This window comes from Nonomuraea phyllanthi (assembly GCF_006334985.2).
GTDB classification, from domain to species: Bacteria; Actinomycetota; Actinomycetes; order Streptosporangiales; family Streptosporangiaceae; genus Nonomuraea; species Nonomuraea phyllanthi.
Window position 1 is genome coordinate 584242 of sequence record NZ_VDLX02000001.1, and the last position, 24154, is coordinate 608395.

Genomic DNA, 24154 nt, shown 5'->3' on the forward strand with positions numbered 1-24154 from the left:
GGTCTCACGCTAGGCTGCTGCCCATGTCTGACCAGCAGCATATCGACCCGGCGGGCAACACCCAGCAGTTCAAGGCCTTCGCGCAGCGGCGCGAGCAGGAGGCCTCCGCCAAGCCCAAGAAGTCGCCCCTGGTGCCCGCCATCGCGATCGTCGTCGCGGTCGTGATCGTCGGGGTCGCCGCCTTCCTCCTGCTGCGCTAGGCCGCGCACCGGATCCGACCCGCCGCGGGAGCCGTGGCGGGTTGTCGTCGTCCGCTGACGGGGGTCACCCTGGACCTGAGGGGCCGCGCTCATTACATTCGAATGGGCGTCCAACAAGCGGGCTCCCGGGAGGTGCGATGCCAGGGCTGGCCATCATCGGAGCGGGGTTCGCCGGGATCGGCATGGCCATCAAGCTCAAGGAGGCGGGGTACCACGACTTCGTCATCCTGGAGAAGGCCACCGAGCTGGGCGGCACCTGGCGCGACAACACCTACCCCGGCTGCGCGTGCGACGTGCCCTCCCACATGTACTCCTACTCGTACGAGCTCAATCCAGGTTGGTCGCGGATGTTCTCCCCGCAGGAGGAGATCTGGGGCTACCTGCGCTCGTGCGCGGACAAGTACGGGGTGACCCCGCACATCCGGTACGGCAAGCGCGTCGCCTCCCTCGAGTACGACGACGCGGCGCGCGACTGGTCGGTCACCACGGACGACGGCGCGACGTTCCGCACGAACGCCGTGGTCTCGGCCATCGGCGCCCTCCATATCCCGAAATTTCCCGAAATAGCGGGGCGTGAGCAGTTCGCCGGGCCCGCCTTCCACTCCGCCGAGTGGGACCACTCGATCGACCTGACCGGCAAGCGCGTGGCCGTCATCGGCACCGGCGCGTCCGCCATCCAGTTCGTCCCCCGGATCGCCCCCGTCGCGGGCAGCCTGACCGTCTTCCAGCGCACGCCCCCGTGGATCCAGCCCAAGCCGGACTTCGCCTTCTCCCCCGCCGCCCACCGGGCCCTGCGCCTGCCCGGCCTGGCCAGGGCCATTCGCGGCGCCCTCTACTGGGCGCTCGAGTCGAGGGCGCTCGGCTTCGCCGTCGACCCGCGCCTGATGAAGGGCCACGAGAAGCTGGCGCTCAAGCATCTCGAAGCGCAGGTGCCCGACCCCGCCCTGCGCCGCAAGCTCACCCCCGACTACCTCATCGGCTGCAAGCGCATCCTCATCTCCAGCGACTACTATCCGGCCCTGACCAGGCCCAACGTCGAGCTGGTCACCGACGCGATCACCGAGATCAGGCCGCACTCGATCGTGGACGCCACCGGCGCCGAGCACGAGGTGGACGTGATCGTCTACGGCACCGGCTTCAAGGTCGTGGACGCGCTGCAGGAGCAGCGCATCGTCGGCAGGGGCGGGCTGAAGCTGCAGGACGCCTGGCAGGACGGCATCGAGAGCTACTACGGCATCAGCACGGCGGGCTTCCCCAACCTGTTCTTCCTGCTCGGCCCCAACACGGGCCTCGGGCACACCTCGGTCGTGTTCATGATCGAGTCACAGGTCCGCTACGTCATCGACTGCCTGCGCCTGCTCTCCAGGACGCGGGCCAGGGCCGTGGACGTCAGGCCGGGGGCACAGCGGGCGTTCGGCCGCCGCCTGCACGAACGCCTCGACCCGCTCGTCTGGAACGCCGGCGGCTGCACCTCCTGGTATCTGGACGAGCACGGAGTGAACCGGACGATCTGGCCGGGCTTCGCCTTCGAGTACTGGGCGCGTACCAGGAAGGTGCGGCCGGAGGCGTACGAGCTGATCTACTGAGCGGGCCGCCTGGCCTCGATGAGGAAGCGCGAGGAGTGGGCCACGAACGGCCCCTCCGCCTCGATCCGGTCGTGCAGCTCGCGCAGCCTGGTCGCGTAGCGCTCGACCGAGAAGCCCGGCACGATCCAGATCACCTTCCGCAGGAAGTAGATCACCGCCCCGACGTCGTGGAACTCCATCCGCAGCCGCTCGAACCGCAGGTCAACGACCTCCAGCCCGGCCGACTCCGCCGCCGCCCTGGCCCGCTCGGGGTCCCGGCCGGAGCCGTCGTGCGGGCCGAGGAAGTAGTGGGTGAGCTCGGAGACGCTCCACGGCCCCACCTGCTGCGAGAAGTACGTGCCGCCGGGCCGCAGCACCCGGGCGATCTCGTCCCACCAGGTCTCCACCGGGTGACGGCTGCTGACCAGGTCGAAGACGCCGCTCTTGAACGGCAGGCGCGGCTCGTCGTCGTCGGCCACCACCCAGGCCCCGCGCGGGCGCAGCCGGGAGGCGGCCAGCGCCAGGTTGGGCGGCCACGACTCGGTGGCCACGGTCACCGGCGGCAGCGCGGGCACGCCGGCCAGGATCTCACCGCCGCCGGTCTGGAGGTCGAGCGCGGCGCGGGCCGCCGCCATGCGCTCGCCGAGCAGCCCGGCGTAGCCCCAGGAGGGGCGCTCCTCGCTGGCGCGGCCGTCGAGCCAGGAGAAGTCCCAGCCGTCCACGGAGACCGTGGCGGCCTCGTGAAGGAGGTCGTCGTACGTGCGGGCCATCTTTCGACCTTGTCAGCGCACCCACCACACGTTCAACCCAATTTCGGCCACGTGACCCGAGTCCCGGCACCGCGGCCGGACGCGTCACGCGACCCGGCCCATACGGTGGGCGGCCGGTGGGGTCACGCGACCCGGCCGCGCACCGCCGTGCGGTCGATGCCGAGCTGGTCGATCAGCCGCGCCACCGGATCGGGCCGCGACTGGGCCAGCAGGGCGAGCACGAGCTGCCGTGGCGCCTCGGCCGTCCTGGTGCGTGCCGTCGTGCTCTTGATGGCCTGGTTGATGACCGCGCGAGCGCTCGACGTGAGCGCCGTGCCCGGCACCGGCGGGTGCTTGCGCGGCGCCTGCGGCACGTCGCCGACCTCCAGGCCCAGCATGCGCAGCGCCGCCCGGTCGAGCTCCTCCAGGGCGGCCCGCGCGCCGGGCAGGTCGACGCCGAGCGCCCGGGCGGAGTCGGCGTCGTGCAGGACGCCGAGCAGCAGGTGCTCGGTGCCCATCCGCCGGTCCCCCCGCTGCCTGGCCTCCTCGAAGGCCGCCTTGACCATCACCGCGAACCTGCTCTTCCCCATGCCGAACATCGCGAAAGCCTCACTTCCCGTATTTGGCGTGCACCGACTGCCGTGACATGCCGAGCGCGTCGCCGATCTGCTCCCAGGTCCAGCCCTGCTCCCGGGCCAGCGCCACCGACACCGCCTCGACCTGCTCGGCCAGCCGGTGCAGCGCGCCCACCGCCCGCAGCCCCATATCCGGATCGTTCGCCCTGATCCGCTCGGTGAGCTCTGTAACGTCCACGCTTGTCAGGCTAGCTTGACAGCCGGATTTCTGTCAACCTAGCCTGACAGGCATGGAGAACGTACTGATCGTGGGGGCGGGACCCGTCGGGCTCATGCTCGCGTGCGAGCTGGGCCTGGCCGGCCTCCGCCCGATCGTGCTGGAGAAGAGACCGGAACCGAGCGAGCTGCCCAGGGCCAACGGCCTGGGCGGGCAGATCATCGACTTCCTCGACCACCGGGGCCTGCTGGAGCGCTTCAGCGCGGGCAGCCCCTTCGCGGGCCGTGCGCCCGGCTTCCCGTTCGGCTCGGTGCCGCTGCGCTTCGCTGACGACATGCCGTTGCGGCTGCTGATGATCCAGCAGCCCCGCATGGAGGCGCTGCTCGCCGAGCGGGCGGCGGAGCTGGGAGCCGAGATCAGGCGGGGGTACGAGGTGCGCTCGCTGGCGCAGGACCCCGACGGGGTGACGATCGACGGCACCCTGCGCGCCCGCTACGTCGTGGGCTGCGACGGCGGGCGGAGCCCGGTGCGCGACCTGGCCGGGATCGGCTTCCCGGGCACGACCGACGACGAGGTGCTGCGGCTCGGGCACTTCGCGGCCGACGTGGGCATCTTCGAGTCGCTGGAGGTCGACGGCCTGGAGCCGGGCTGGAACAGGACCCCGCGGGGACGCCTGCTGCTGACCTCGCTCCAGCAGGGCGTGCTCGTCGCCGGCGTGCGCGAGAAGGGCGAGCCTCTCGACGGCCCGGTGACGCTGGAGGACTTCCGGGCGGCCGTACGCCGCGTGGCCGGCCGGGACCTGCCCCTTGGAGCGCCGATCTGGCTGTCGAGCACGGTCTCCCAGGCCAGGCTCGCCGAGCGCTACCGGGCGGGCCGGGTGTTCCTGGCCGGGGACGCCGCGCACCTGTTCCCGGCGGGCGGCTCGGCGCTCAACGTCGGCATGACGGACGCGGCCAACCTGGGCTGGAAGCTGGCCGCCGTGCTCGCCGGCCGGGCCCCGGACGGGCTTCTGGACACGTACGAGTCCGAACGCCGTCCGGTGGCCGAGCGGGCCCTCATGCAGACCCGCGCGCAAGCGGTGCTGGACCGGGTGGAGGGCGAGGACGGGGCGGCGCTGCGCCGGCTGCTCACCGAGGTGTTCGCGTTCGAGCAGCCGGCGCGCCACCTGGCCGGGCTGCTGCACGACTCCGGCGTCCGGTACGGCCAGGCGGACCATCCCCTGGTCGGCCGGTTCGCCCCCGACCTGAGACTGGCCGACGGCCGGCGGCTGGCCGAGCTGATGCGGGCGGGCCGCCCCGTGCTGCTCGACCTGCGCGGCGACACCACCCCCGACGGCGCCCTGACCGAGGCCGGGGGCCGGACCGACGCGGCTCGAACGGGTGACCGGGCCGATGCGGCCCAGGACGGCGGCTGGATCCAGGTGGTTCGGGCGCGCGCCGACGACCCGCCCGCCGACGCGCTGCTCATCCGCCCCGACGGCTACGTCGCCTGGGCGGGCGCGGAAGGGATCGAGGACGCCGCCGGGCGGCTCACAGCCAGCCCGGCCTGACCAGCCCCGACTCGTAGGCGATGACCACGAGCTGGGCCCGGTCGCGGGCGTGCAGCTTCATCATGGCCCGGCTGACGTGCGTCTTCGCGGTCGCCGGCGACATGAACAGCTTGGCCGCGATCTCGTCGTTGGTCATGCCGGTGCCGACCAGCGCGAGCACCTCGCGCTCGCGCTCGGTGAGCTGGTCGAGCCCGTCCGCGACGACCGGCTCCTTGGCGCGGGAGGCGTACTCGGCGATCAGGCGGCGTGTCACGCTCGGGGAGAGCAGCGCCTCCCCGGCCGCCACCACCCGGACGGCCTGGATCAGCTCGGCCGGCTCGGTGTCCTTGACGAGGAAGCCGCTGGCGCCGCCGCGCAGCGCCTCGAAGACGTACTCGTCCAGCTCGAATGTCGTCAGGATGATGATGTGCGGCCCCGGCGGCATCTGGCGGGTGGCGGTCAGGCCGTCGGTGCCGGGCATGCGGATGTCCATCAGCACCACGTCGGGCCGGTGCTCGCCCGCCAGCCGCACCGCCTCGGCGCCGTCGGAGGCCTCGGCCACCACGGTCATGTCCGGCTGGGCGTCCAGCAGCGCCTTGAAGCCCGCCCGGACCAGCGCCTGGTCGTCGGCCAGCAGAACCTTGATCATGAGGTCGTCTCCTCGGGTAGTGGCAGGCGGGCCTCGACCTGGAAACCCGTCCCGGACGGGCCCGCGACGAGCGTGCCGCCCAGCGCGGAGGCCCGCTCGCGCATGCCGGGGATGCCGTTGCCGCTGCCGTCCTCCGACAGCACGGGAGCCGTCGTCGCCCCGCTGTCGGCGACCTGGATGACCAGCTCGCGCTCACCGTAGTCGAGGCTCACGCTCACCGCCGAGCCGGGCGCGTGGCGGGCGGCGTTGGTGAGCGACTCCTGCACGATCCGGTACGCGGCCCGCTCGACCTGCGGGGGCAGCGGGCGCGAGCCGGCGCGCTCCAGCTTCACGTCCATGCCGGAGCGCTCGACCAGGTCGTCGAGGCGGTCGAGCCCGGCCGTGGGGGAACGGGGGGCGCCTTCGCGAAGGACGTTCAGGACCGAGCGCATCTCGCCCAGAACCTCCTTCGACGCCGTCTTGATGGTGGACAGAGCGGTCCTGGCCTGTTCGGGGTTGGCGTCCATGAGGTGCAGCGCGGTGGAGGCCTGGACGTGGATGAGCGAGATGTTGTGCGCGAGGACGTCGTGCAGCTCCTGCGCCATGGTCAGCCGCTCCTCGCTGGCCTGCCGCCTGGCCTCCTCCTCGGTGATGCGCTCGCGCTCGGCCCGGCGCTCCCTGACGATCCTGACCAGCTCGGCCACGACCATGAACAGCATGACGAACGTCAGGATCCACACGCTGTGGAAGAGGTCGCGGTTGCCGACCAGCCAGGCGTAGCCGATGAACGACAGCAGCGTCATCGTCGCCATGAGCCAGGCCATCAGCCTCCTGCCCCGCGCCACCAGCAGGAACAGCAGGGCACCCGTGCTGATGAAGCTCGGGCCGTAGGCGTAGCCGCCGATCAGGAAGAGGTCGCAGGCCAGGAGCCCGGCCGCGGTGCCGAGCAGCGGGAAGCGGCGCTGCAGCAGGATCGCCAGCGGCCCCACCAGCAGCAGCCCGTAGGCGTACGGGTCGAGCGGCTCCCTGAAGCCCTGCTGGCCCCAGGAGGCGCCCCTGGCGATGACGAACTGGGCCGCCGCCACGATGAGCGCCAGATAGGGATCGAAGCCGTACTTGCCACGCACACCCCTACGGTAGGGGAGCACTTTGACCGGTGCATCACCCCTGCGTGGCAGGGGGCCCTACCGCGACGGGCGTACGTGGGTCATCGTGGGGAACATGCGCCGAGTGCTCGTCCCAGCAGCAGTAGCAGCAGCAGTCCTCATCGCATTCGTCCCGGCCTCGCCCGCGGTCGCGGCACCGCAGCGGAAGGTCCCGGTCGCGGAGGGGTACGGCGGGGCCGTCGCCACCGTCGACCTCGACGCGAGCAAGGCCGCCATCTCCGTGCTCAGGAAGGGCGGCAACGCCGTCGACGCCGCCGTCGCAGCCGGCGCGGTGCTCGGCGTGACGGAGCCGTTCTCCGCCGGGCTGACCGGCGGCGGCTTCATGGTCTACTACGACGCCAGGAAGCGGAAGGTCTACACGATCGACGGCCGCGAGACCGCTCCGCGGGCCATGACCTCGACCTCGTTCGAGGGCATCCCGTTCGAGGAGGGCGTCACCAGCGGCCTGTCGGCGGGCGTGCCGGGCACGCTCGCGAACTGGGATCTGGCCCTGCGGAGATTCGGCACGATCTCGCTCAAGGAGGCCCTCAAGCCCGCGATCACGGTGGCCTCCAGGGGCTTCGTCGTGGACCAGACCTTCCACGACCAGACGGCCGCCAACCAGGACCGCTTCCAGGACTTCACCTCCACGGCCGAGCTCTACCTCCCGAACGGCGCGCCGCCGCCCGTCGGCTCGGTGTTCAGGAACCCCGACCTCGCGAACACGTACCGCGAGCTGAGCAGGCGGGGCATCGGCTGGCTCTACGGCGGACAGCTCGGCAAGGAGGTCGTGGCCACCGTCAAGCAGCCGCCCCTCTCCCCCGGCGTCACCCGCAACGTCCGGCCCGGCCTGATGGAGCTGTCGGACCTGCGCGACTACCGCGCGCTCCTGCGCGAGCCCACCAAGGTCGACTACCACGGCATGGACGTGTACGGCATGGCGCCGCCGTCCTCCGGCGGCTCGACGGTCGGCGAGGCGCTCAACATCCTCGACGCGCTGCCGCAGGTGGGGCTGCACGAATACCTGGAGGCGTCCAGGCTGGCCTTCGCCGACCGCGGGGCGTACGTCGGCGACATCCCCGGGGTGCCGCTCGACGAGCTGCTGTCCGACGGCTTCGCCAAGGAGCGGGCCTGCCTGATCGGCGACCGGGCGATGGCCCATCCGGCGGCGCCCGGCGACCCCGACGGCAGCTACGGGCCGTGCGCCGAGCCCACCGGGAGTGCCACCCCGATCGCGGACGAAGGCCCTGAGACCACCCACATGGTGGTCGCCGACCGCTGGGGCAACGTGATCGCCTACAACCTGACCATCGAGTCCACCGGCGGCAACGGCATCGTGGTGCCGGGACGCGGCGTGCTGCTCAACAACGAGCTGACCGACTTCACGTTCGGCCCGGCGCCCGGCGACCCCAACCTGCCGGGGCCCGGCAAGCGCCCGCGCTCGTCCATGGCGCCGACGCTGGTGTTCAAGCACGGCAAGCCGGTGCTGGCGGTCGGCTCGCCGGGCGGCTCGACCATCATCACGACCGTGCTGCAGATCCTGGTCAACAGGTACGAGTTCGGGATGAACCTGCCGGACGCGCTCGCCGCGCCCCGCGCCACCCAGCGCAACACCGCGCAGACGCAGGCCGAGCAGGCGTTCCTGGACCAGCACCAGGCCGAGCTGGAGGCCAAGGGGCACAGCTTCGCGCTCAACCCGGAGATCGGCGCGGCCACCGCCCTGGAGTTCACGGGCAGGGGCCGCATCCAGGCCGTCGCCGAGCCCGTCCGCCGGGGCGGCGGCAGCGCGCTGGTGGTGCGGCCGTAGCCGGCGCCCTACCACCGCGGGCGTACGTCCGCCCCGGGCGAGCACTCCCCGGGGCGGACCCCGAACAGGGACCGGCGTGCGATTCGGCGGCCCCCTCCTCCGCCGCACCCTGGAGGCACGACACGTCAAGGAGGAGTCATGCACCACATCTGGCCGGTCTTCCCGTTCTTCTGGGGGCTGTTCTGGGTCGCCGTCGTCGGGCTCGCCATCGTGGCGAGGCGCCGCGGCTGGTGGGGCCCGCGCAACAGGCCCGCGCCCGCGTCCGCTCCCGCCTCGCCCACCGCGTCGGCGGAGCAGATCATCGCCGAGCGGTACGCCCGCGGCGAGATGAACGACGACGAGTACTTCGAAAAGATGTCTGTTCTCAGAGGCGGCGCCTCCTAAACGTCACTTAGGGTGCCATTACTGTCACTGGCCGCATCCACGATGCCGGGATACGTTGCGAATACCGGGAATCGTAGAAAGTGGGGACAGGTATGCGGTCTGTCGCGAAATTCTGCGGCCAGTGCAACTGCGGTTGCCCCGAGCTGTTCGTCGACGAGACGGCGCCGGTGGAGCGCCAGGTCGTCATCACGGACGACTTCGGGCAGCGCGTCGAGATGAGCCTCGACCAGTTCGGCTCGATCGTGGAGGCCGCCAAGAGCGGGTCTCTGGACAGCATGGCGCTCGTCCACTGAGCGCGCAGGCCGCCGCCCTGCTCGCCGGCGGCGTCGCCGCCGGGCTCGTGGCCGGGACGGCGACGTGCACGGCCACGCAGGGTGGGCTGCTCATGGGCCTGACCGGCCGCTGCCACGGGCGCGATCCCGCGCTGGTCGGCTGGTTCCTGGCGGGGCGGCTGGCCTCGTACACCGCGATGGGGGCGCTGCTCGGGCTGCTCGGCTCGGCGGTGAAGCTGCCGCCCCAGGCACGGGCGGCGCTGCTCGTCGTGGCCGGCGCCACGGTGATCGTCTACGCGGTGCGCCTGATGAGGCGGGGGCGCTGCGCGGCTCCCGCCTCGGCCGAGGCCCCCTCCCGCTACCGAGCGCCGCTGCTCGGCGCGGCCACCATCCTCGTGCCCTGCGGGGTGACGCTCGGCATGGAGATGATCGCCATCTCCAGCGGCTCCCCGGTGGCGGGGGCGGCTGTCATGGCGGGGTTCGTCGCCGGCACCGCGCCGGCGTTCGCGCTGCTCGGCTACGTGCTGCGGCGGATCTCCCGCACCAGGCTGGCCCGGCTGGCCGGCGTGGTGGCCGTCGCCGCCGGACTCTGGACCGTCGGCTCCGGCCTCAGCCTGGCCGGCTGGATCGGCGGCACGCCGCCGCCGTCCACCGTCTCCGGCCCCGGCAAGCAGACCGTGACCGTGTGGGCCACCCGCGACGGCTACCGCCCGGCCATGGTGACGGCCCGCGCGGGCGTACCGGTCGAGGTGGTGTTCAAGCTGGTGGACCAGGGGTGCACCGGCACGGTCACGATCGGCGGGCGCGACGTCGCGCTGCCGGCCACCGTACGCCTGCCGCCGCAACCGCGCGGGAGCCTGCGGTACGTGTGCGGGATGGGCATGTACAGCGGCATCATCAATTTCTCTTGACGCACTCCCCGACCTGAAGGCCGGGGTTCAGCCCGTGCCGCGCGTTCACGCGGTACCTCTGAGGCTTCCTGCTTCGTCGACCTGCGCCACCGCGAGCGGCGGACTTACCTGGCCTCCACAGGCGTTTAGTCTCTCGGCCCGTCCGGCCGCGAGAATGTTGATCGCCGCATTGACGTCCCGATCGTGGACCGTCCCACACGGGCAGGTCCACGACCGGATGTGCAGCGGCAGTGACTCGGCGACCGCTCCGCAGGTCGAGCACATCTTCGAGGATGGGAACCAGCGGTCGATCCTCACGAGGGTCCGGCCGTGGCGGGCGGCCTTGTAGGCGAGCATCGCGGTGAACTGGCCCCACCCGGCGTCGTACACGGACTTGGCGAGCTTCGTGCGAGCCAGGCCCTTCACGGACAGGTTCTCCACGTACACCGCTTGGTTCTTGCAGATGATCTGCGTGGAGAGCTTGTGCGCGAAGTCCCGGCGCGCGTCGGCCGCCCGCGCGTGCGCTCGTGCGACCTTCACGACGGCCTTGGCGCGGTTGTTCGACCCCTTCGCCTTGCGGGACAGAGCCCGCTGCGCTTTCTTCAGACGTCGTTCGGCGCGGCGCAGGAAACGCGGGTTGTCGATCTTCCGGCCGTCCGAGAGCACCGCGAAGTGTTTCAGGCCCAGATCGATCCCGACCTCGGACGCCGACTCGGGCAGCGGCCCATCACTCGTCTCTACGACGAAGCTCGCAAAGTGCCGGCCCGATGCGTCCTTGATGACCGTCACGCTGGACGGGGCAGAGGGCAGGCCCCGTGACCACCGCACCGGCACGTCGCCGATCTTCGGCAAGCGCAGCCTCCCGCCCGCTGTGATCGAGAACCGGGCGTTCCTGGTGAACCGGACCGCTTGCCGGTTGTCCTTACGTGACCGGAAGCGGGGTGGGGCGATCTTCGGCCCCTTCCGCTTGCCCGTCAGGGAGGCGAAGAAGTTACGGTAGGCGGTGTTCAGATCGGCCAGCGCCTGCTGGAGCACCACGGCGGACACCTCGCCCAGCCAGGCGCGTTCCGGCGTCTTCTTCGCCTGCGTGATGATCCGCTTGGACAGGTCGGCGTCCGAGATGTACGGCAGGCCGTTCTCACGGGCTTCCTGTCTCATGCGCAGCCCGTCGTTGAACACGGTCCGCGCACAACCGAACGCCCGCGCCAGTGCGTCACGCTGGGCGGAGGTCGGGTAGAGGCGGTACTGGTACCGAAGCTGCACGGTGAACAGTGTACCGTTTGATCATGACTATTCGTATGGGCGTGCGAGAAACGCGAGAGAAGATCGGTGAACGCATCAACGCCGCCCACTACCTCGGCGAGCCCACCATCGTAGAGCGCAACGGCCAGCCCTACGCCGTCATCGTCTCCTACGAATGGTGGGCCGAGCAGCAAGAACAATCCGGTCAGGGCACGCTCGCGCCCTAGCGGGCGCTCGCGCGCGCCTTGACCCCCAGGCCTGAAACTGAAGGCCGAAGCCCATGGCCCGCATTCTGGTGGCGCCAGGTCGGCGATTACCGTTCGCGATCGCGCGATCACGTGCCACCCTGGTCGCCATGGCCTGGCAAGGAGAGGTGACGGCGCCGACCGTACCGGCGCCGCGCATGGGAGACGAGCCCGAGCTGCTGGCCGCCGCGCGAGCCGGTGACGCGCGGGCCGCACACCGGCTCGGCAAGCTCTACGCCCAGCACGGCGACCGCGCGGCCGCCAGACGCTGGTGGGAGCGGGCGGCCGCCGCGGGCAACATCGACAGCGCCTACAACCTGGGCGTCTGGCACGAGAAGCACGGCAGCCTGGAGGACGCCGTCAGCTGGTACGAGCTCGCGGCCGGCGCCGGTGACGCCGAGGCGGCGGCCAACCTGGCGCTGCTCCTGCTGGAGCAGCGCGGCGACGCCGCGGGGGCCAGGCGCTGGTTCGAGAGCGCGGCCCACGGCGGCTCGACGATGGCGGCCCGCAGGCTGGCGCTGATGTGCGAGGACGCCGGCGAGCTGGTGGCGGCGCGCGAGTGGCACCGCCGGGCGGCCGGCGACGGCGATCTGGCCTCGGCTCATGACCTGGGTTTCCTCGCCTACTCGGCGGGCGACGACGAGGAGACCGTGCGCTGGTGGGAGTACGCCGCCAGGGAGGGCCACGCCGACGCGGCGTACTGTATGGGCCTCTACCTCGACGCGGGCCGCGACCCCGAGGGCGCGGAGGCGTACTACCGGCTGGCGGCCAAGAGCGAGCATCCGGGTGCCGCCTCCCAGCTCGGCGGCGTCGCCCTGTCGAGGGGCGACCTGCGTACGGCCCGCGCCTGGTTCGAGCAGGCGGCCGGCACCGGGCGGGTGCACGACCAGCGGATGGCCGGGTTCGTCTGCGTGGAGCTGGGCGACTGCGGCGCGGCCAGCCACTGGTTCGGCCGGGCCGCGGCCGGCGGGGACGCCGAGGCGGCCTTCAACTACGGCCTGCTGCTGATCGCCGAGTTCGGCGACATGGCGGGCGGGCAGCACTGGTTCAGGCAGGCGGCGCGGGCCGGGCATCGCGGGGCGGCCGTCGAGCTGGGCGGGCTGCTGTCGGTGACGGGCGAGCTGGGCGAGGCGCAGGTCTGGCTGTCCGACCCGCCGCCGGCGGCCTGGGGGCGGCACGCCGAGCCGGAGCTGGCAGCCCGGGCGGAGCTGGCCGCCGCCGCGACCGGGCGCAGGGGCGGCGTCTCGCTGTCCGTGGCCGACCTGGCCGAGGTGCTGGGCACGTGGGACCTGGTGACGAGGCCGCTGCACGACCACTCCGACGTGATCGGGTGGCTGGTGGAGCGGAGCGGCGTGCACCGGATGGCGGTGGAGCACCTAGCGTCGGTACGCGGCACGCTGCTGCGCCCCGGCACCGCGCCGTGGCCCAGTCCGGGAGAGATCGAGCACGTGCTGGCGACGGCCCGTGACCTGCGCCGCCGCCTGGGCGTCCGCTAGCGCTGCCCCAAGTGGAACCGGTGGCCTTCGGGGTCCTCGAAGACCGCCGACCAGCCCCACGACTCCTGCTCGGGCGACCGGGTGAACTCCACGCCGCGCGCCCTGAGCTCCTCGTACGTCGTGACGATGTCATCGGCCTCGAAGAGCACGTGGCCGGGCATGTCCGTGGGTGGGGTGGGCCAGTCGGGGTCGGCCTTGTGGATGACGAGCCGGGCGCCGCCGCCGGGCGGCTCGACCTCGATCCAGCGGTTCTCGCCGTACGGCATGTCCCTGGTGATCGCGCACCCCACCTTGTCCGTCCAGAAGTCGACCGCTTTCTGCTGGTCCTCGACGTAGATGGTGACCTGACTGATGCCAAGCGACATTGCTCCTCCTCCTGGGCTATATCCACCGTGGATATAACCATTGCGGTGCTATGGTGTCAATCATGCTCACGGCCGCCGGATTCCACGTGCTTCTGGCGCTGGCCAGCGGTTCAGGCCACGGCTACGCGGTGATGCGGTTCGTCGAGGAGGTCAGCGGGGGCGCGGTCAGGCTGGGCCCCGGCACGCTGTACCGGACCATCAACCGGCTGGTGGCCGATGGCCTGGTCGAGGAGAGCTACGAGGGAGATCCCGAGGCACCGCACGACGCCAGGCGGCGCTACTACAAGCTGACCGTGGCGGGCGAGCGCGCGGCGCGGGACGAGGCCCAGCTGATGGCCCGCATGGTGACGGCGGCCAGAGAGGCAGGATTGATCGCATGACATCGCTACGCCCGCAGGGGCTGTGCCCGCACCTGTTCGTGCGCGACGCGGAGGCGGCGATCGCCTTCTACCGCGAGGGCCTGGGCGCGGTGGAGGTGTTCCGCAACACGCTGTCCGATGGGGCGATCCTCTTCGTCGAGTTGCAGATCGGGGCAGGGCGGCTCCTCGTGAGCGAGGAGATGCCCGGCCTCGGCGCGCTGGCGCCGCCCACGCTCGGCGGCAGCCCGGTGCTGATCCTCCTGGAGGTGGCCGACCCCGACACCGTGGCCGAGCAGGCCATCGAGGCCGGGGCCGAGCTGGAGCAGCCGGTGCGGGAGACGTTCTGGGGCGAGCGGTACGGCGTGCTGCGCGACCCCTTCGGCCACCGCTGGGCGGTGACCACGGCCAGGGAGCAGCTGACGCCAGGCGAGATCGTGCAGGCCACGGCGTACCGCCCGGAAGGTTAGACGACCTCGGTGACCGGGGTGAACGGCAGGCCGAGCGCCTCCGCCACCGGGTGGTTGGTCAGCTTGCCGTCGTGGGTGTTGAGCCCGCCCGCGAGACCCGCGTCCGTCTTGAGCGCCTCGCGCCAGCCCAGGTTGGCCAGCTTGACCGCGTACGGGAGGGTCGCGTTCGTCAGGGCGTACGTCGAGGTGTTGGCCACGGAGCCCGGCATGTTGGCCACGCAGTAGAACACCGACTCGTGCACCTGGTACGTCGGATCGGCGTGCGTGGTCGGCCGCGAGTCCTCGAAGCAGCCGCCCTGGTCGATGGCGATGTCGACGAGCACGGAGCCCGGCTTCATCCGCGAGACCAGGTCGTTGGAGACCAGCGTCGGGGCCTTGGCGCCGGGGATCAGCACCGCGCCGATGACGAGGTCGGCCTGCAGGACCTCCTGCTCGATCGCGTACGAGGTGGAGACCAGCGTCTTGAGCCGCCCCTGGTAGATCGCGTCGATGTGGCGCAGGCGGTCGATGTTGAGGTCGAGCACGGTGACGTCGGCGCCCATGCCGACGGCGATCTGCGCGGCGTTCAGGCCGGAGACGCCGCCGCCGATGACGACGACCTTCGCGGGGGCCACGCCGGGCACGCCGCCCGGCAGCACGCCGCGCCCGCCGTTGAAGCGCATCATGTTGTACGCGCCCACCTGCGGCGCGAGCCGGCCGGCGACCTCGGACATGGGGGCGAGCAGCGGCAGGGCGTTGCCGACCTGGACGGTCTCGTACGCGATGCCGGTCGTGCGCGCGCCGAGCAGCGCGTCGGTGCAGGGGCGGGAGGCGGCCAGGTGCAGGTACGTGAACAGCACCAGCCCCTCACGCAGCCGGTGGTACTCCTCGGCGATCGGCTCCTTCACCTTGAGCACCATGTCCGCCTCGCCCCACACGGCGTCGGCGCTGTCGAGGAGCTTCGCGCCCGCCGACAGGTACTCCTCGTCCGTGATGGACGAGCCGAGCCCCGCGCCCCGCTGGATGAGGACGTCGTGGCCGTTGCGCACCAGCTCGTGAACTCCGGCGGGCGTGGCGGCGACGCGATATTCGTGGTTCTTGACCTCGGCGGGAACGCCGATCTTCATGGTTGATCCTTTCGCGAACCGGCACGCCGTCGTACCGGACTGACGGTGTTCTGTTGGGCCGCGTCTCCAGCGAAGCGCCGTTCTACAGGCGCTCCCATGCTCGGGTGAGCACGTCGCGGAGTATCGACCCGATCTCGGCGAACTCCGTCGGCCCCGCGATCAGCGGGGGCGCCAGCTGGATGACGGGATCGCCGCGGTCGTCGGCGCGGCAGTACAGGCCCGCGTCGAACAGGGCCTTGGACAGGAAGCCGCGCAGGAGTCGCTCGGACTCCTCGGCGTTGAACGTCTCCTTGGTGGATTTGTCCTTGACCAGCTCGATGCCCCAGAAATAGCCGGCGCCGCGTACGTCGCCGACGATGGGCAGGTCGCTCAGGTCGTCGAGGGTCTGCTTGAAGAGCGGCTCGTGTCTGGTGACGTGGCCGAGCAGGTCCTCACGTTCGAAGATATCAAGGTTGGCCAGTGCAACGGCCGCCGAGACGGGATGGCCCCCGAACGTGTAGCCGTGGGCGAACATCGTGTCGCCGCTCTTGAACGGCTCGAACAGCCGCTCGTGCGCGATCATGGCGCCGATGGGCGAATAGCCGCTGGTCAGGCCCTTGGCGCAGGTGATGATGTCGGGCACGTAGTCGAACCGCTGGCCGCCGAACATCGTGCCGAGCCGGCCGAAGGCGCAGATGACCTCGTCGGAGACGAGCAGCACGTCGTATTCGTCACAGATCTCGCGCAGCCGCTGCCAGTAGCCGGGAGGGGGCGGGAAGCAGCCGCCGGCGTTCTGGACGGGCTCGGCGACGACGGCGGCCACCGTGTCGGGGCCCTCCATCTCGATGGCCCTGGCCACGCGCTCCGCCGCCCAGAAGCCGTACTCCTCGGGCGTCATGCCCTTGATGCCGGAGATCTCGTCGGCGCGGTAGTGGTTGGTGTTGGGGACCCTGATCGAGCCGGGCACCAGCGGCTCGAACATCTCCTTGAACGCGGGGATGCCGGTGATGGACAGCGCGCCCTGCGGGGTGCCGTGGTAGGCGATCTGGCGGCTGATGACCTTGTGCTTGAGGGGCTTGCCGACGAGCTTGTAGTACTGCTTGGCGAGCTTCCAGGCCGACTCGACGGCCTCGCCGCCGCCGGTGGTGAAGAAGACGCGGTTGAGCTCGCCAGGGGTCTGGGCGGCCAGGCGCTGGGCCAGCTCGGCGGCCTTGGGGTGGGCGTAGGACCACAGCGGGAAGAACGCCAGCTCCTGCGCCTGCTTGGCGGCGGCCTCGGCCAGTTCCTGGCGTCCGTGGCCGGCCTGGACCACGAAGAGCCCGGCCAGACCGTCGAGGTAGCGCTTGCCGTGGATGTCGTAGACGTAGGACCCCTCACCGCGCACGATGGTCGGGATCTCGGACTGCTGATACGAGCTGTGCCTGGTGAAGTGCAACCACAGGTTGTCCTGCGCGGCCTTCAGGACGTCGTTTTCGGGCTGCGTCATGGTTATCTTCCCTCGTGTCTCAACTTCCCACAGTGTGCATGCTGACCTGCGGGATTGCCAAGCGAATCGGTGGCAGCAATATGCAAGAAAATCGAGATCCGCAGAACCGGTCTGTAACGGCGACGAAATCCGCATGTCCGCAGGCGGGGAGAAGGGGGCGTTCCCGCACGTGGGACGTTGTGTGATCCAATGAGTGCGATGAGGATGACGGGTTACGACCCTCGAGACCGACCTCACCGACCACCCAGAACATGACCCCCGGGGGACCTTCCGTGACCGCTGATCAGATCAGAAGCGCTGTGGCCGGCGCGATGCCCCAGGCCGTCGAGGACCTCAAGCGGCTGGCCGCCATCCCCTCCATCGCCTTCCCCGGGCACCCCGAGGAGCCGGTGTTCGCCGCCGCCGCACTGACGGAGGAACTGCTGCGCTCCGCGGGCCTGCCACGCGTCCAGCAGGTGCCCGTCGAGGGCAGCTTCCCGGCCGTCTACGGCGAGGCCCCCGCGCCGCCCGGCATGCCCACCGTCCTGCTCTACGCCCACTACGACGTGCAGCCTCCCGGCGACCCGGCCGCGTGGCGCACCCCCCCGTTCGAGCCGACGCTGATCGACGGCAGGCTGTACGGGCGGGGCTGCGCCGACGACAAGTCCGGCGTCATCTCCCACGTCACCGCCCTGCGCGCCTTCCAGGGCCGCTTCCCCGTGGGCATCAAGGTCATCATCGAGGGCCAGGAGGAATACGCGGGCGAGCGCCTGGAGGCGTTCGTCGAGCGCAATCCCGAGCTGCTGCGGGCCGACGCCATCGTGGTGGCCGACACCGGCAACCCGCGCGTCGGCGACCCGGCGGTCACCACGTCGCTGCGCGGCATGGCGGCGTTCACCATCGAGGTCCGCACGCTGCGGGAGGCCGTCCACAGCGGCTCGTTCGGCGGCGCCGCCCCCGACGCGCTGGCCGCCCTGATGCGGATGCTCACCTCGCTGCACGACGACAACGGCGACGTGCGCGTGCCGGGGCTGCCGCGCGGGGCGTTCCTCGGCCAGGGGCCGTCGGAGGAGGAGTTCAGGAAGACGGCCGGCGTGGCCGACGGGGTCTCGCTGGTCGGCTCGGGCTCCCTGGCGGACCGGCTCTGGTCGTCGTACGCGATCACCGTGACCGGCCTGGACGTGCCGACCGTCTCAGGTGCCGTCAACGCGGTCCAGCCGGTCGCGCGTGCCCGGGTGACGCTCCGCGTGCCGCCGGCGGGCGACCCGAAGACGGCGGTGAACGCGGTGGTGGAGTTCCTGCGGCAGGTGGCGCCGTGGGGCGTGCAGGTGTCGTTCGGCGACTTCACGGTGGGCTCGGGCTTCCAGGCCGACTCGGGCGGCAAGGCCAGGGCGGCGCTCAACCGGGCCATGGAGCTCGGCTTCGGCCGCCCGCCGAGGGACGTCGGCGCGGGCGGCTCGATCCCGCTGGTCAGCACGCTGCTCAAGCAGTTCCCCGCGGCGGAGATCCTGCTGTTCGGGGCGGAGGACGAGGACGCCGGCATCCACGCCCCCAACGAGCGGGTGGACCTGGAGGAGCTGCGGCGCGTGGCGACCACCGAGGCCCTGTTCCTCCACGAGCTGAGCCTGCCCTCCGCGCTGGGCGTCTAGGAGGCCGGCCCCGCCTGGTGACCCTGGCCACCCGGCGGGCCCGCCCTACTTTGCGGACAGCCCCACATCGGATACCGGTCCGAGATGGCCGAGCTTGTCGGGGTTGGCCACCGCGTGGACCGCCCGCACCACGCCGCCGTCGATGTCGAGCCCGACCACGGCGGCCACGCGCCCTTCGGCGTCGTACATCACGGCGCCCGGCCGGCCGTTGACCCAGGCCGGGCTGGAGGAGACACCGAGCGCCATGACCCGGCGGAAACCGCCGACGAGCATCCGCGCGATCCGGAGCGGCTCGGTCACCGGATACGCGATCGCCTGCGCCTTGCCGCCGCCGTCCCCGTGGAACACCACGTCGGGTGCGAGCATGCCGAGCAGCGCGTCCATGTCGCCGCCCGCGGCGGCCTCGAAGAACCTGCGGGCGAGCTCCTCGCCGCGCGCCCGCCGTGCCGGGAGCGGCGCGCCGTCGCGCTCCTGCCTCCCGGCGGCGATGCGCTGCCGGGCGCGCGCGAAGATCTGCCGGCAGTTCACCTCGGTCTTGCCGGTGGCCGCCGCCACGTCCGGGTAGGCGTACCCGAACACCTCGCGCAGCATGAACACCGCCCGCTCCACCGGCGAGAGCGACTCCAGCAGCACGAGGAAGGCCATCGACAGCGAATCGGACAGCTCGGCGTGCTCGGCGGGCCCCGGCTCGCCGGCCGGCACGACGACCGGCTCGGGCAGCCAGTCCCCCACGTACGTCTCCCTCCGCACCCGCGCCGAGCGCAGGTGGTCGATGCCCAGCCTCGTCACCGCCGTCGCCAGGTACGCCTTCTGGTCGGCGATCGCGGTGCCCGCCCGGCGCGCCCGGGTCAGGCGGAGGAACGCGTCCTGCACGATGTCCTCGGCGTCGCCCACGGACCCGGTCATGCCGTACGCGATGGAGAACAGCAGCGGCCGGTACCCCGCCTCCGCGCCCGTCTCGTCCGCAGGACCGGACCCGCTCATCTCGCTCCGCCCTCCCTCGTCCACGGGACGTTTCCGTACGACGTCCCGCAGGGTACCCGGAGCGGTCACCAGGCCACGGGGCCGAGGCGGTCGATGAAGGTCCCGGTCGGCCCGTCGGGGCCGAGCGTCGCCAGCTTGATGATCGGGTCGGTGCCCTCGGCGACCGTCAGCTGGCCGGTGTGGTTGTTCATGTCGGTGGCGGTGAACTTGTGGTTCGCGACCTCACCGGGGGTGAGGGCGTTGAACTTGATCTCCGGGAGCGCCTGGGCGTACCGGACGGTGAGCATGTTCAGCGCCGCCTTCGACGAGCTGTACGCGAGCTCGTGCATCTTGGAGACCTGCTGCCCGGGATCGGTCACGACCGCGAAGGAGCCACCGCCGCTGGACACCATCACCACCCGGGGATTGTCCGCCGCCCGCAGCAGGGGCAGGAACGCGTGCGTGACCCTGATCGGCCCGTACACGTTGGTGTCGTAGACGGAGTGGATCTCGTCGGCCGTGGCGTCGGCGGGCGGGACGATCCTTCCCGGCGCGCCGGCGTTGTTGACCAGGACGTCCAGCCGGTCGGTGTGCTCCCGGACCAGCCGTACGGCGCCGGCCACCGACTCGTCGGAGGTCACGTCCAGCTGGACCATGACCACGTCCGCGCCGCCGGCGGCCAGCTTGCCGGCGGCCGCCCGCCCGCGGCCCTCGTCCCGCGAGCCGAGAAAGATCTTCCAGCCCTGCTCGCCGAGCCGCCTGGCCGTCTCGAGACCCAGCCCCTTGTTCCCTCCGGTGATCAGCACCGAGGTCTGTTGCGCGTTCGTCATGGCCTCTAAGACGTGACGCCCCTGCCGGCTGTGACGCGGTGTGAGCGACCTCACAGGCGGGGTCAGCGGATCAGGGACAGGAGGCGTTCGGCCTGGTCGCGGTCCGTGGCAGCCAGGGCGATCCCCTTGACCAGGGTCAGCAGGTCGCGCACGTCGAGGCCGGCGCGCACGGCGCCAGACCGCCTGGCCGCGTCCAGCAGGGCCGAGGCGGTGGCGAGCATGGACGCGTGCCACCGCGCGACCAGCTCGGTGCCGCTCTCGTCTCCGGTGAGCCCCTGGGCCAGGTCCCGCTTGCCGGTGATGTGGTCCATGAACAGCCGCAGCCAGGCGTGCAGCGCCTCGCCCGGCGGCTCGGCGGCCAACAGCGCCTGACCGCTCGCGCACAGGTGGGCGACCTCGTCGGCGTAGACGGCGACCAGCAGGTCCGTGCGGGTGGGGAAATGCCGGTAGAGCGTGGCGTTGCCGACGCCGGCGCGGCGGGCGATGTCGTCCAGCGGCGCGTCGGTGCCGCGTTCGGCGAAGACCTGCGCGGCCGCGGCCAGCAGCCGGTCGCGGTTGCGCTGCGCGTCCGCCCTGCGGGGCCTCGGTGGCATCCGGCTCCTTGCTAAGTGGGGAACTCCCCGATTACCCTAGCCGAACCAGAGAAACGGGGAACTCCCCACTTAGCGACGGGAGCGCGAAATGGCGACGGCCGGCGAGGTGCATCGGCGCATCATCGAGCTGTACGAGGCCAGGCGGATGGAGGAGGGCCTGGCCCTCATCGACCCGGACGTGGTCGACCACCGGGGCGGCACGGACGGCGACCACCACGGCCTGGCGGCGTGGAGGGACAAGTGGGAGCGGGCCTTCTCCGGCGCGACGGGCTTTCATGACACGTCCGTCACGGTGGAGCAGAACATAGCGACCGACGATCTGTCGGCCAACGTCTACCTCAGCCGCGGCACGCACACGGCCTCGGGCCGGCGCTACGACGTGCGGAGCATCGACATGATCCGTGTACGGGACGGCCGGATCGTCGAGCACTGGGCCGTCATGGACGGCACGGCCATGCGCGACCAGCTCGCCCTCGATCAGGAGTGCCGGTAGACCAGCCGCAGGCCCGTCTCCACCAGCGCCCAGCCCAGGCGGGCCTCCCAGGCGCGGCCGGCCGGGCGAGGCGGGCGCGCGAGCCTCCACCGCTCCGCCTCGGCGCGCAGCTCGCGGGCTCGCGCCCGCTCGACGTACAGGTAAAGGTCCGGTTGCATCGCCGCGCCTCTCACGTACGGAAGGGGAAGCCGTACGTGTGCACGGCGACGTTCTCGCGGCCATCGGTGTCGCCGGAGTCGCGGGCGCCCTCCGCGTGCGCCTGCCACCTGCGCAGCACCTCGTTGAGCTCGTCGCCCAGCCGGCGCAGCTCGTCGAGGGTGAGCGGGAGGAAGTATTCGGAGGTGAAGGCCGCGCTGCGCCAGTCGCCGGGCCAGGCGGACTGGGTGTCGAGGTAGTTCTCGTACATCTCGTTGCGCTGGCGCGCGTGCATGCGGGAGACCGCGGCGTGGACGGCGGCGCGCTCGGGCGCGTCGAGGAAGTCCGCGTCGCTGGTGCTGACGCCGGCGCCGGCGCGCCGCCACCAGCGCTCCCTGGCGTCGCCGCGATCTGTCCCGGCCTCCTCGATGAGCCCGTGCGCGGCCAGCTTGCGCAGGTGGTAGCTGACCAGGGAGACGGCCTCGTCGACCTGGTCGGCGAGCTGCGAGGCGGTCGCCGTGCCCACCACGGAGATCGCGCGGTAGAGCTTCATGCGCAGCGGGTGACCCAGCGCCTTGAGCGTGTCGAGGTCCTTGATGCGGCGCGTGTTCTCGGTGGCCATGACGCCACCCTAGAAGGGAAAGGAAATTTGCGCAAATAAATTTTCGTATCAGGAGGTCATCGCCGCACGGGCAGGTCGTAGACGCGGCGGACGCTGGAGCCGAGCCTGCCCACATCGGCCCCGTACACGTGGATCGACACCCCCACCTCGCCGCTGCTGTTGCGCACCTTGTGGATGTCGCCGGGCGGGGCGAAGCCGCTGACCTCTCCGGGCCGGTTGGCGACCTGCCCGATCTCCACCAGGTGGTCGCCCATGTCGCGGTAGAGCGTCTCGTGCTCGATGCCGTTGATGATCCCGAACGTGCACCACGCCACGTGGTCGTGGACCGGCGTCTCCTGGCCGGGGCGCCAGACGACGCTGACGATGGAGAAGTCATCCTGGCTGTGGAGCGGCGTGGAGACGTACCCGTCGGGCGAGCCCTCGCGCTCGCGCGGCGTGAGCAGGTCGAGCCCCGGCAGCCGGGCGCGGAGCAGGTCGGCCACGGCGTGCGCGGTCTCCCCGCTCGCGAGCCGGCGGTTCACGATCTCCGAAACGCCGGACACGAGTGCGTCCAGTCCTGGCCTGGTGACGACGACATTCATGGCATCTCCTCGGAAGGTTCACCTCCACGGTGCTACGCCCGGACCGATAGGTCCAACAGAAGTTCTCTGGCCAACTCATAGATACGATTGATGAATGCTGGATGTCGTGCGCCTTCGCGTCCTCGTCGCGGTCGCCCGCAAGGGCTCGCTGACCGCCGCCGCCAAGGAGCTGCACTACTCGCAGCCCTCCGTCAGCCACCACCTGGCCCGGCTGGAGGCGGAGACCGGGGCCCGGCTCGTCCAGCGGGTCGGGCGCGGCATCAGGCTCACCGAGGCCGGCCGGCTGCTCGCCGAGCGCGCCGCCGAGATCATCGGCCGCCTCGACTCCGCCGCCGACGAGCTGGCCGCGCACGTGGGGCTGCGGTCGGGGCGGGTGCGGCTGGCCGCGTTCCCCTCGGCACTGGGCACGTTCGTCCCGCGGACGGCCAAGCTGCTGTCGGGCTCGCATCCGAGGCTGCGGCTGGAGCTCACCGAGACCGAGCCGCCGGAGTCGCTCAGGCTGCTGCGGTCGGGCCGCGTGGACGTGGCCGTGATCTTCCGGTACGACGACACCGCGCCCGAGGACAACGGCATCCGCATGATCCATCTCCTCGACGACCCCAGCTACCTCGTCACCAGCGGCCCGGCCGGCACGCTGGTGGATCATGCGGAGTCGTCCTGGATCGCCGGGTGCGACCGGTGCCGCAGCCATCTGCTCGACCTGTGCGCGAAGGCCGGGTTCGCTCCGCGGATCTCGTTCACCAGCGACGACATCGTGGCCGTCCAGGCTCTCGTGGCGGCCGGGCTGGGCCTGACCCTGCTGCCGGGGCTCGCGCTGCGGGCGCACCGCCACCCCGGCGTGCAGGTGGCGGAGGTGCCCGGCTCGACCAGGCACGTGTACGCCGCCGTCTACGGCGACCCGCCCCACCCGCCGGCCACGGAGGCGCTGCTGGCGGCGCTCCAAGAAAGCCGTTGACGGCGCTCTTACCATGGCCCCATGCCGGACATATCAAGACTCGCGCTCTTCTGCGTGGCCACCCTCGGACTGCTCGTGGTCCCCGGACCGGCCGTCTTCTACATCGTCACGCGCAGCGTGGCGCAGGGCCGAGTCGCGGGGATGATCTCCGTGCTCGGCGTGCACGCGGGCTCGCTCGTCCACATCGCGGCCGCGGCGCTGGGCATCAGCGCGCTGCTGGCCGCCTCGGCCACGGCTTTCACGGTGGTCAAGTACGTGGGCGTCGCCTACCTGCTCTGGCTCGGCGCGCGCAAGCTGATGCGGCGGGGCGAGGACGAGCAGCAGGTGGAGCTGCCCGTGCAGTCGAAGCGGCGGCTGTTCTGGGAGGGCTTCGTGGTGAACGTGCTCAACCCCAAGACGGCCATCTTCTTCCTGGCGTTCCTGCCGCAGTTCGTCGTCCCCGCCGCGGGTCCGGTCGGGCCGCAGATCCTGCTGCTCGGAGCGTTGTGGCTGGTGCTCGGGGTGATTTCCGACGGCGCGTACGCGCTGCTGTCCTCGGCGCTGGCCGGCCGGATGCGCAGGTCGGCCCGCGCCCGGCGGCGGCTGGACATGGGCAGCGGGCTCGTCTACCTCGGCCTGGCGGCCTGGCTCACCACCGCGAAGACCTGAT

30 protein-coding genes are annotated in these 24154 nt (G+C 71.6%); 15 read left to right on the top strand and 15 right to left on the bottom strand.

From position 1 onward, the window contains the following. Nucleotides 1-23 precede the first annotated feature (23 nt). Both FH608_RS51210 and FH608_RS02790 read left to right on the top strand, forming a co-directional pair. Entirely contained in the window at nt 24-200 is a 177-nt protein-coding gene (locus FH608_RS51210) for a hypothetical protein (RefSeq protein ID WP_193318198.1), read from the top strand. Nucleotides 201-337: 137 nt separating this feature from the next. Further along, complete coding sequence (locus FH608_RS02790; protein ID WP_139628179.1) at nt 338-1786, top strand: flavin-containing monooxygenase; 1449 nt, start codon at nt 338-340, stop codon at nt 1784-1786. On the opposite strand, the gene FH608_RS02795 is transcribed toward FH608_RS02790, so the two are convergent. The 3 genes from FH608_RS02795 to FH608_RS02805 form a co-directional block, all read right to left on the bottom strand. Further along, nucleotides 1780-2535 carry a class I SAM-dependent methyltransferase gene (locus FH608_RS02795; RefSeq protein ID WP_139628180.1) on the bottom strand — a complete coding sequence of 252 codons (756 nt, stop codon included), beginning with the start codon at nt 2533-2535 and terminating at the stop codon, nt 1780-1782. The genes FH608_RS02790 and FH608_RS02795 overlap by 7 nt on opposite strands. A gap of 122 nt (nt 2536-2657) precedes the next feature. Next, entirely contained in the window at nt 2658-3113 is a 456-nt protein-coding gene (locus FH608_RS02800) for a Clp protease N-terminal domain-containing protein (protein WP_139628181.1), read from the bottom strand. Nucleotides 3114-3123: 10 nt separating this feature from the next. After that, nucleotides 3124-3327: a helix-turn-helix domain-containing protein gene (locus FH608_RS02805; protein WP_139628182.1), complete on the bottom strand. Its 204-nt coding sequence runs from the start codon at nt 3325-3327 to the stop codon at nt 3124-3126. A 52-nt stretch (nt 3328-3379) separates the two neighbouring features. Between FH608_RS02805 and FH608_RS02810 the strand changes: the two genes are divergently transcribed. Then, nucleotides 3380-4855, top strand: coding sequence for an FAD-dependent monooxygenase (locus FH608_RS02810; RefSeq protein ID WP_139628183.1), 1476 nt, complete (start codon nt 3380-3382; stop codon nt 4853-4855). Here the strand turns inward: FH608_RS02810 and FH608_RS02815 are convergent. Together FH608_RS02815 and FH608_RS02820 are read right to left on the bottom strand one after the other, a co-directional pair. After that, nucleotides 4836-5483 (bottom strand): response regulator transcription factor, encoded by a 648-nt coding sequence (locus FH608_RS02815; protein ID WP_139628184.1) that lies wholly within the window; start codon nt 5481-5483, stop codon nt 4836-4838. The two genes, FH608_RS02810 and FH608_RS02815, sit on opposite strands and share 20 nt — an antisense overlap. After that, entirely contained in the window at nt 5480-6589 is a 1110-nt protein-coding gene (locus FH608_RS02820) for a sensor histidine kinase (protein WP_139628185.1), read from the bottom strand. The genes FH608_RS02815 and FH608_RS02820 overlap by 4 nt, the downstream gene beginning before the upstream one ends. Nucleotides 6590-6683: 94 nt before the next feature. Here FH608_RS02820 and ggt point away from each other — a divergent pair, with 94 nt between their 5' ends. The 4 genes from ggt (at nt 6684) to FH608_RS02835 (ending at nt 9981) form a co-directional block, all read left to right on the top strand. After that, the gene (gene ggt / locus FH608_RS02825) at nt 6684-8414 is read left to right on the top strand and encodes a gamma-glutamyltransferase (RefSeq protein WP_139628186.1); all 1731 of its coding nucleotides are present in this window, start codon (nt 6684-6686) and stop codon (nt 8412-8414) included. Nucleotides 8415-8552: 138 nt separating this feature from the next. After that, nucleotides 8553-8798 carry an SHOCT domain-containing protein gene (locus FH608_RS02830; protein WP_139628187.1) on the top strand — a complete coding sequence of 82 codons (246 nt, stop codon included), beginning with the start codon at nt 8553-8555 and terminating at the stop codon, nt 8796-8798. 92 nt (nt 8799-8890) lie between these two features. Next, nucleotides 8891-9091 (top strand): hypothetical protein, encoded by a 201-nt coding sequence (locus tag FH608_RS51215; protein WP_193318199.1) that lies wholly within the window; start codon nt 8891-8893, stop codon nt 9089-9091. Nucleotides 9092-9138: 47 nt separating this feature from the next. Continuing rightward, on the top strand, nt 9139-9981 hold the full coding sequence (locus FH608_RS02835; RefSeq protein WP_193318200.1) for an urease accessory protein UreH domain-containing protein: 843 nt from the start codon (nt 9139-9141) through the stop codon (nt 9979-9981). A 45-nt stretch (nt 9982-10026) separates the two neighbouring features. Here the strand turns inward: FH608_RS02835 and FH608_RS02840 are convergent, their stop codons facing one another. After that, entirely contained in the window at nt 10027-11223 is a 1197-nt protein-coding gene (locus tag FH608_RS02840; protein WP_139628189.1) for an RNA-guided endonuclease InsQ/TnpB family protein, read from the bottom strand. 23 nt (nt 11224-11246) lie between these two features. On the opposite strand from FH608_RS02840, the gene FH608_RS02845 reads away from it, so the two are divergent. Together FH608_RS02845 and FH608_RS02850 are read left to right on the top strand one after the other, a co-directional pair. After that, nucleotides 11247-11429, top strand: coding sequence for a type II toxin-antitoxin system Phd/YefM family antitoxin (locus tag FH608_RS02845; protein WP_139628190.1), 183 nt, complete (start codon nt 11247-11249; stop codon nt 11427-11429). A 128-nt stretch (nt 11430-11557) separates the two neighbouring features. After that, nucleotides 11558-12943: a tetratricopeptide repeat protein gene (locus FH608_RS02850; RefSeq protein WP_139628191.1), complete on the top strand. Its 1386-nt coding sequence runs from the start codon at nt 11558-11560 to the stop codon at nt 12941-12943. On the opposite strand, the gene FH608_RS02855 is transcribed toward FH608_RS02850, so the two are convergent. Further along, nucleotides 12940-13308: a VOC family protein gene (locus FH608_RS02855; protein WP_139628192.1), complete on the bottom strand. Its 369-nt coding sequence runs from the start codon at nt 13306-13308 to the stop codon at nt 12940-12942. The genes FH608_RS02850 and FH608_RS02855 overlap by 4 nt on opposite strands. Before the next feature lie 62 nt (nt 13309-13370). Between FH608_RS02855 and FH608_RS02860 the strand changes: the two genes are divergently transcribed. Beyond that, a complete protein-coding gene (locus FH608_RS02860) occupies nt 13371-13688 on the top strand; it encodes a PadR family transcriptional regulator (protein ID WP_153261267.1) in 318 nt (105 codons plus the stop codon). Beyond that, nucleotides 13685-14134, top strand: coding sequence for a VOC family protein (locus tag FH608_RS02865; protein ID WP_139628194.1), 450 nt, complete (start codon nt 13685-13687; stop codon nt 14132-14134). The genes FH608_RS02860 and FH608_RS02865 overlap by 4 nt, the downstream gene beginning before the upstream one ends. Here FH608_RS02865 and ald read toward each other — a convergent pair. Then, the gene (gene ald / locus FH608_RS02870; RefSeq protein WP_139628195.1) at nt 14131-15240 is read right to left on the bottom strand and encodes an alanine dehydrogenase; all 1110 of its coding nucleotides are present in this window, start codon (nt 15238-15240) and stop codon (nt 14131-14133) included. The genes FH608_RS02865 and ald overlap by 4 nt on opposite strands. Before the next feature lie 82 nt (nt 15241-15322). Beyond that, entirely contained in the window at nt 15323-16705 is a 1383-nt protein-coding gene (locus tag FH608_RS02875; protein WP_139628196.1) for an aspartate aminotransferase family protein, read from the bottom strand. A 272-nt stretch (nt 16706-16977) separates the two neighbouring features. Between FH608_RS02875 and FH608_RS02880 the strand changes: the two genes are divergently transcribed. Beyond that, nucleotides 16978-18333: a dipeptidase gene (locus FH608_RS02880; protein ID WP_139628197.1), complete on the top strand. Its 1356-nt coding sequence runs from the start codon at nt 16978-16980 to the stop codon at nt 18331-18333. Between the two features lie 45 nt (nt 18334-18378). On the opposite strand, the gene sigJ is transcribed toward FH608_RS02880, so the two are convergent. From sigJ to FH608_RS02895, 3 genes are all read right to left on the bottom strand, one after another. Then, a complete protein-coding gene (sigJ, locus tag FH608_RS02885; RefSeq protein ID WP_139628198.1) occupies nt 18379-19317 on the bottom strand; it encodes an RNA polymerase sigma factor SigJ in 939 nt (312 codons plus the stop codon). 65 nt (nt 19318-19382) lie between these two features. Continuing rightward, nucleotides 19383-20126 carry an SDR family NAD(P)-dependent oxidoreductase gene (locus FH608_RS02890; RefSeq protein ID WP_139628199.1) on the bottom strand — a complete coding sequence of 248 codons (744 nt, stop codon included), beginning with the start codon at nt 20124-20126 and terminating at the stop codon, nt 19383-19385. Between the two features lie 62 nt (nt 20127-20188). Then, complete coding sequence (locus tag FH608_RS02895) at nt 20189-20719, bottom strand: TetR/AcrR family transcriptional regulator (RefSeq protein WP_139628200.1); 531 nt, start codon at nt 20717-20719, stop codon at nt 20189-20191. An 88-nt stretch (nt 20720-20807) separates the two neighbouring features. On the opposite strand from FH608_RS02895, the gene FH608_RS02900 reads away from it, so the two are divergent. Further along, nucleotides 20808-21212 carry an ester cyclase gene (locus FH608_RS02900; protein ID WP_139628201.1) on the top strand — a complete coding sequence of 135 codons (405 nt, stop codon included), beginning with the start codon at nt 20808-20810 and terminating at the stop codon, nt 21210-21212. Here the strand turns inward: FH608_RS02900 and FH608_RS51220 are convergent. The 3 genes from FH608_RS51220 to FH608_RS02910 are packed head-to-tail and all read right to left on the bottom strand — an operon-like array spanning nt 21197 to nt 22550. After that, a complete protein-coding gene (locus FH608_RS51220; protein WP_193318201.1) occupies nt 21197-21370 on the bottom strand; it encodes a hypothetical protein in 174 nt (57 codons plus the stop codon). The genes FH608_RS02900 and FH608_RS51220 overlap by 16 nt on opposite strands. Nucleotides 21371-21381: 11 nt before the next feature. Beyond that, a complete protein-coding gene (locus FH608_RS02905; RefSeq protein ID WP_139628202.1) occupies nt 21382-21969 on the bottom strand; it encodes a winged helix-turn-helix domain-containing protein in 588 nt (195 codons plus the stop codon). 56 nt (nt 21970-22025) lie between these two features. Continuing rightward, nucleotides 22026-22550 (bottom strand): cysteine dioxygenase family protein, encoded by a 525-nt coding sequence (locus FH608_RS02910; protein WP_139628203.1) that lies wholly within the window; start codon nt 22548-22550, stop codon nt 22026-22028. Between the two features lie 94 nt (nt 22551-22644). Between FH608_RS02910 and FH608_RS02915 the strand changes: the two genes are divergently transcribed. Together FH608_RS02915 and FH608_RS02920 are read left to right on the top strand one after the other, a co-directional pair. Next, the gene (locus FH608_RS02915) at nt 22645-23505 is read left to right on the top strand and encodes a LysR family transcriptional regulator (protein ID WP_139628204.1); all 861 of its coding nucleotides are present in this window, start codon (nt 22645-22647) and stop codon (nt 23503-23505) included. 21 nt (nt 23506-23526) lie between these two features. Beyond that, complete coding sequence (locus tag FH608_RS02920; RefSeq protein ID WP_139628205.1) at nt 23527-24153, top strand: LysE family translocator; 627 nt, start codon at nt 23527-23529, stop codon at nt 24151-24153. Nucleotide 24154 lies beyond the last annotated feature (1 nt).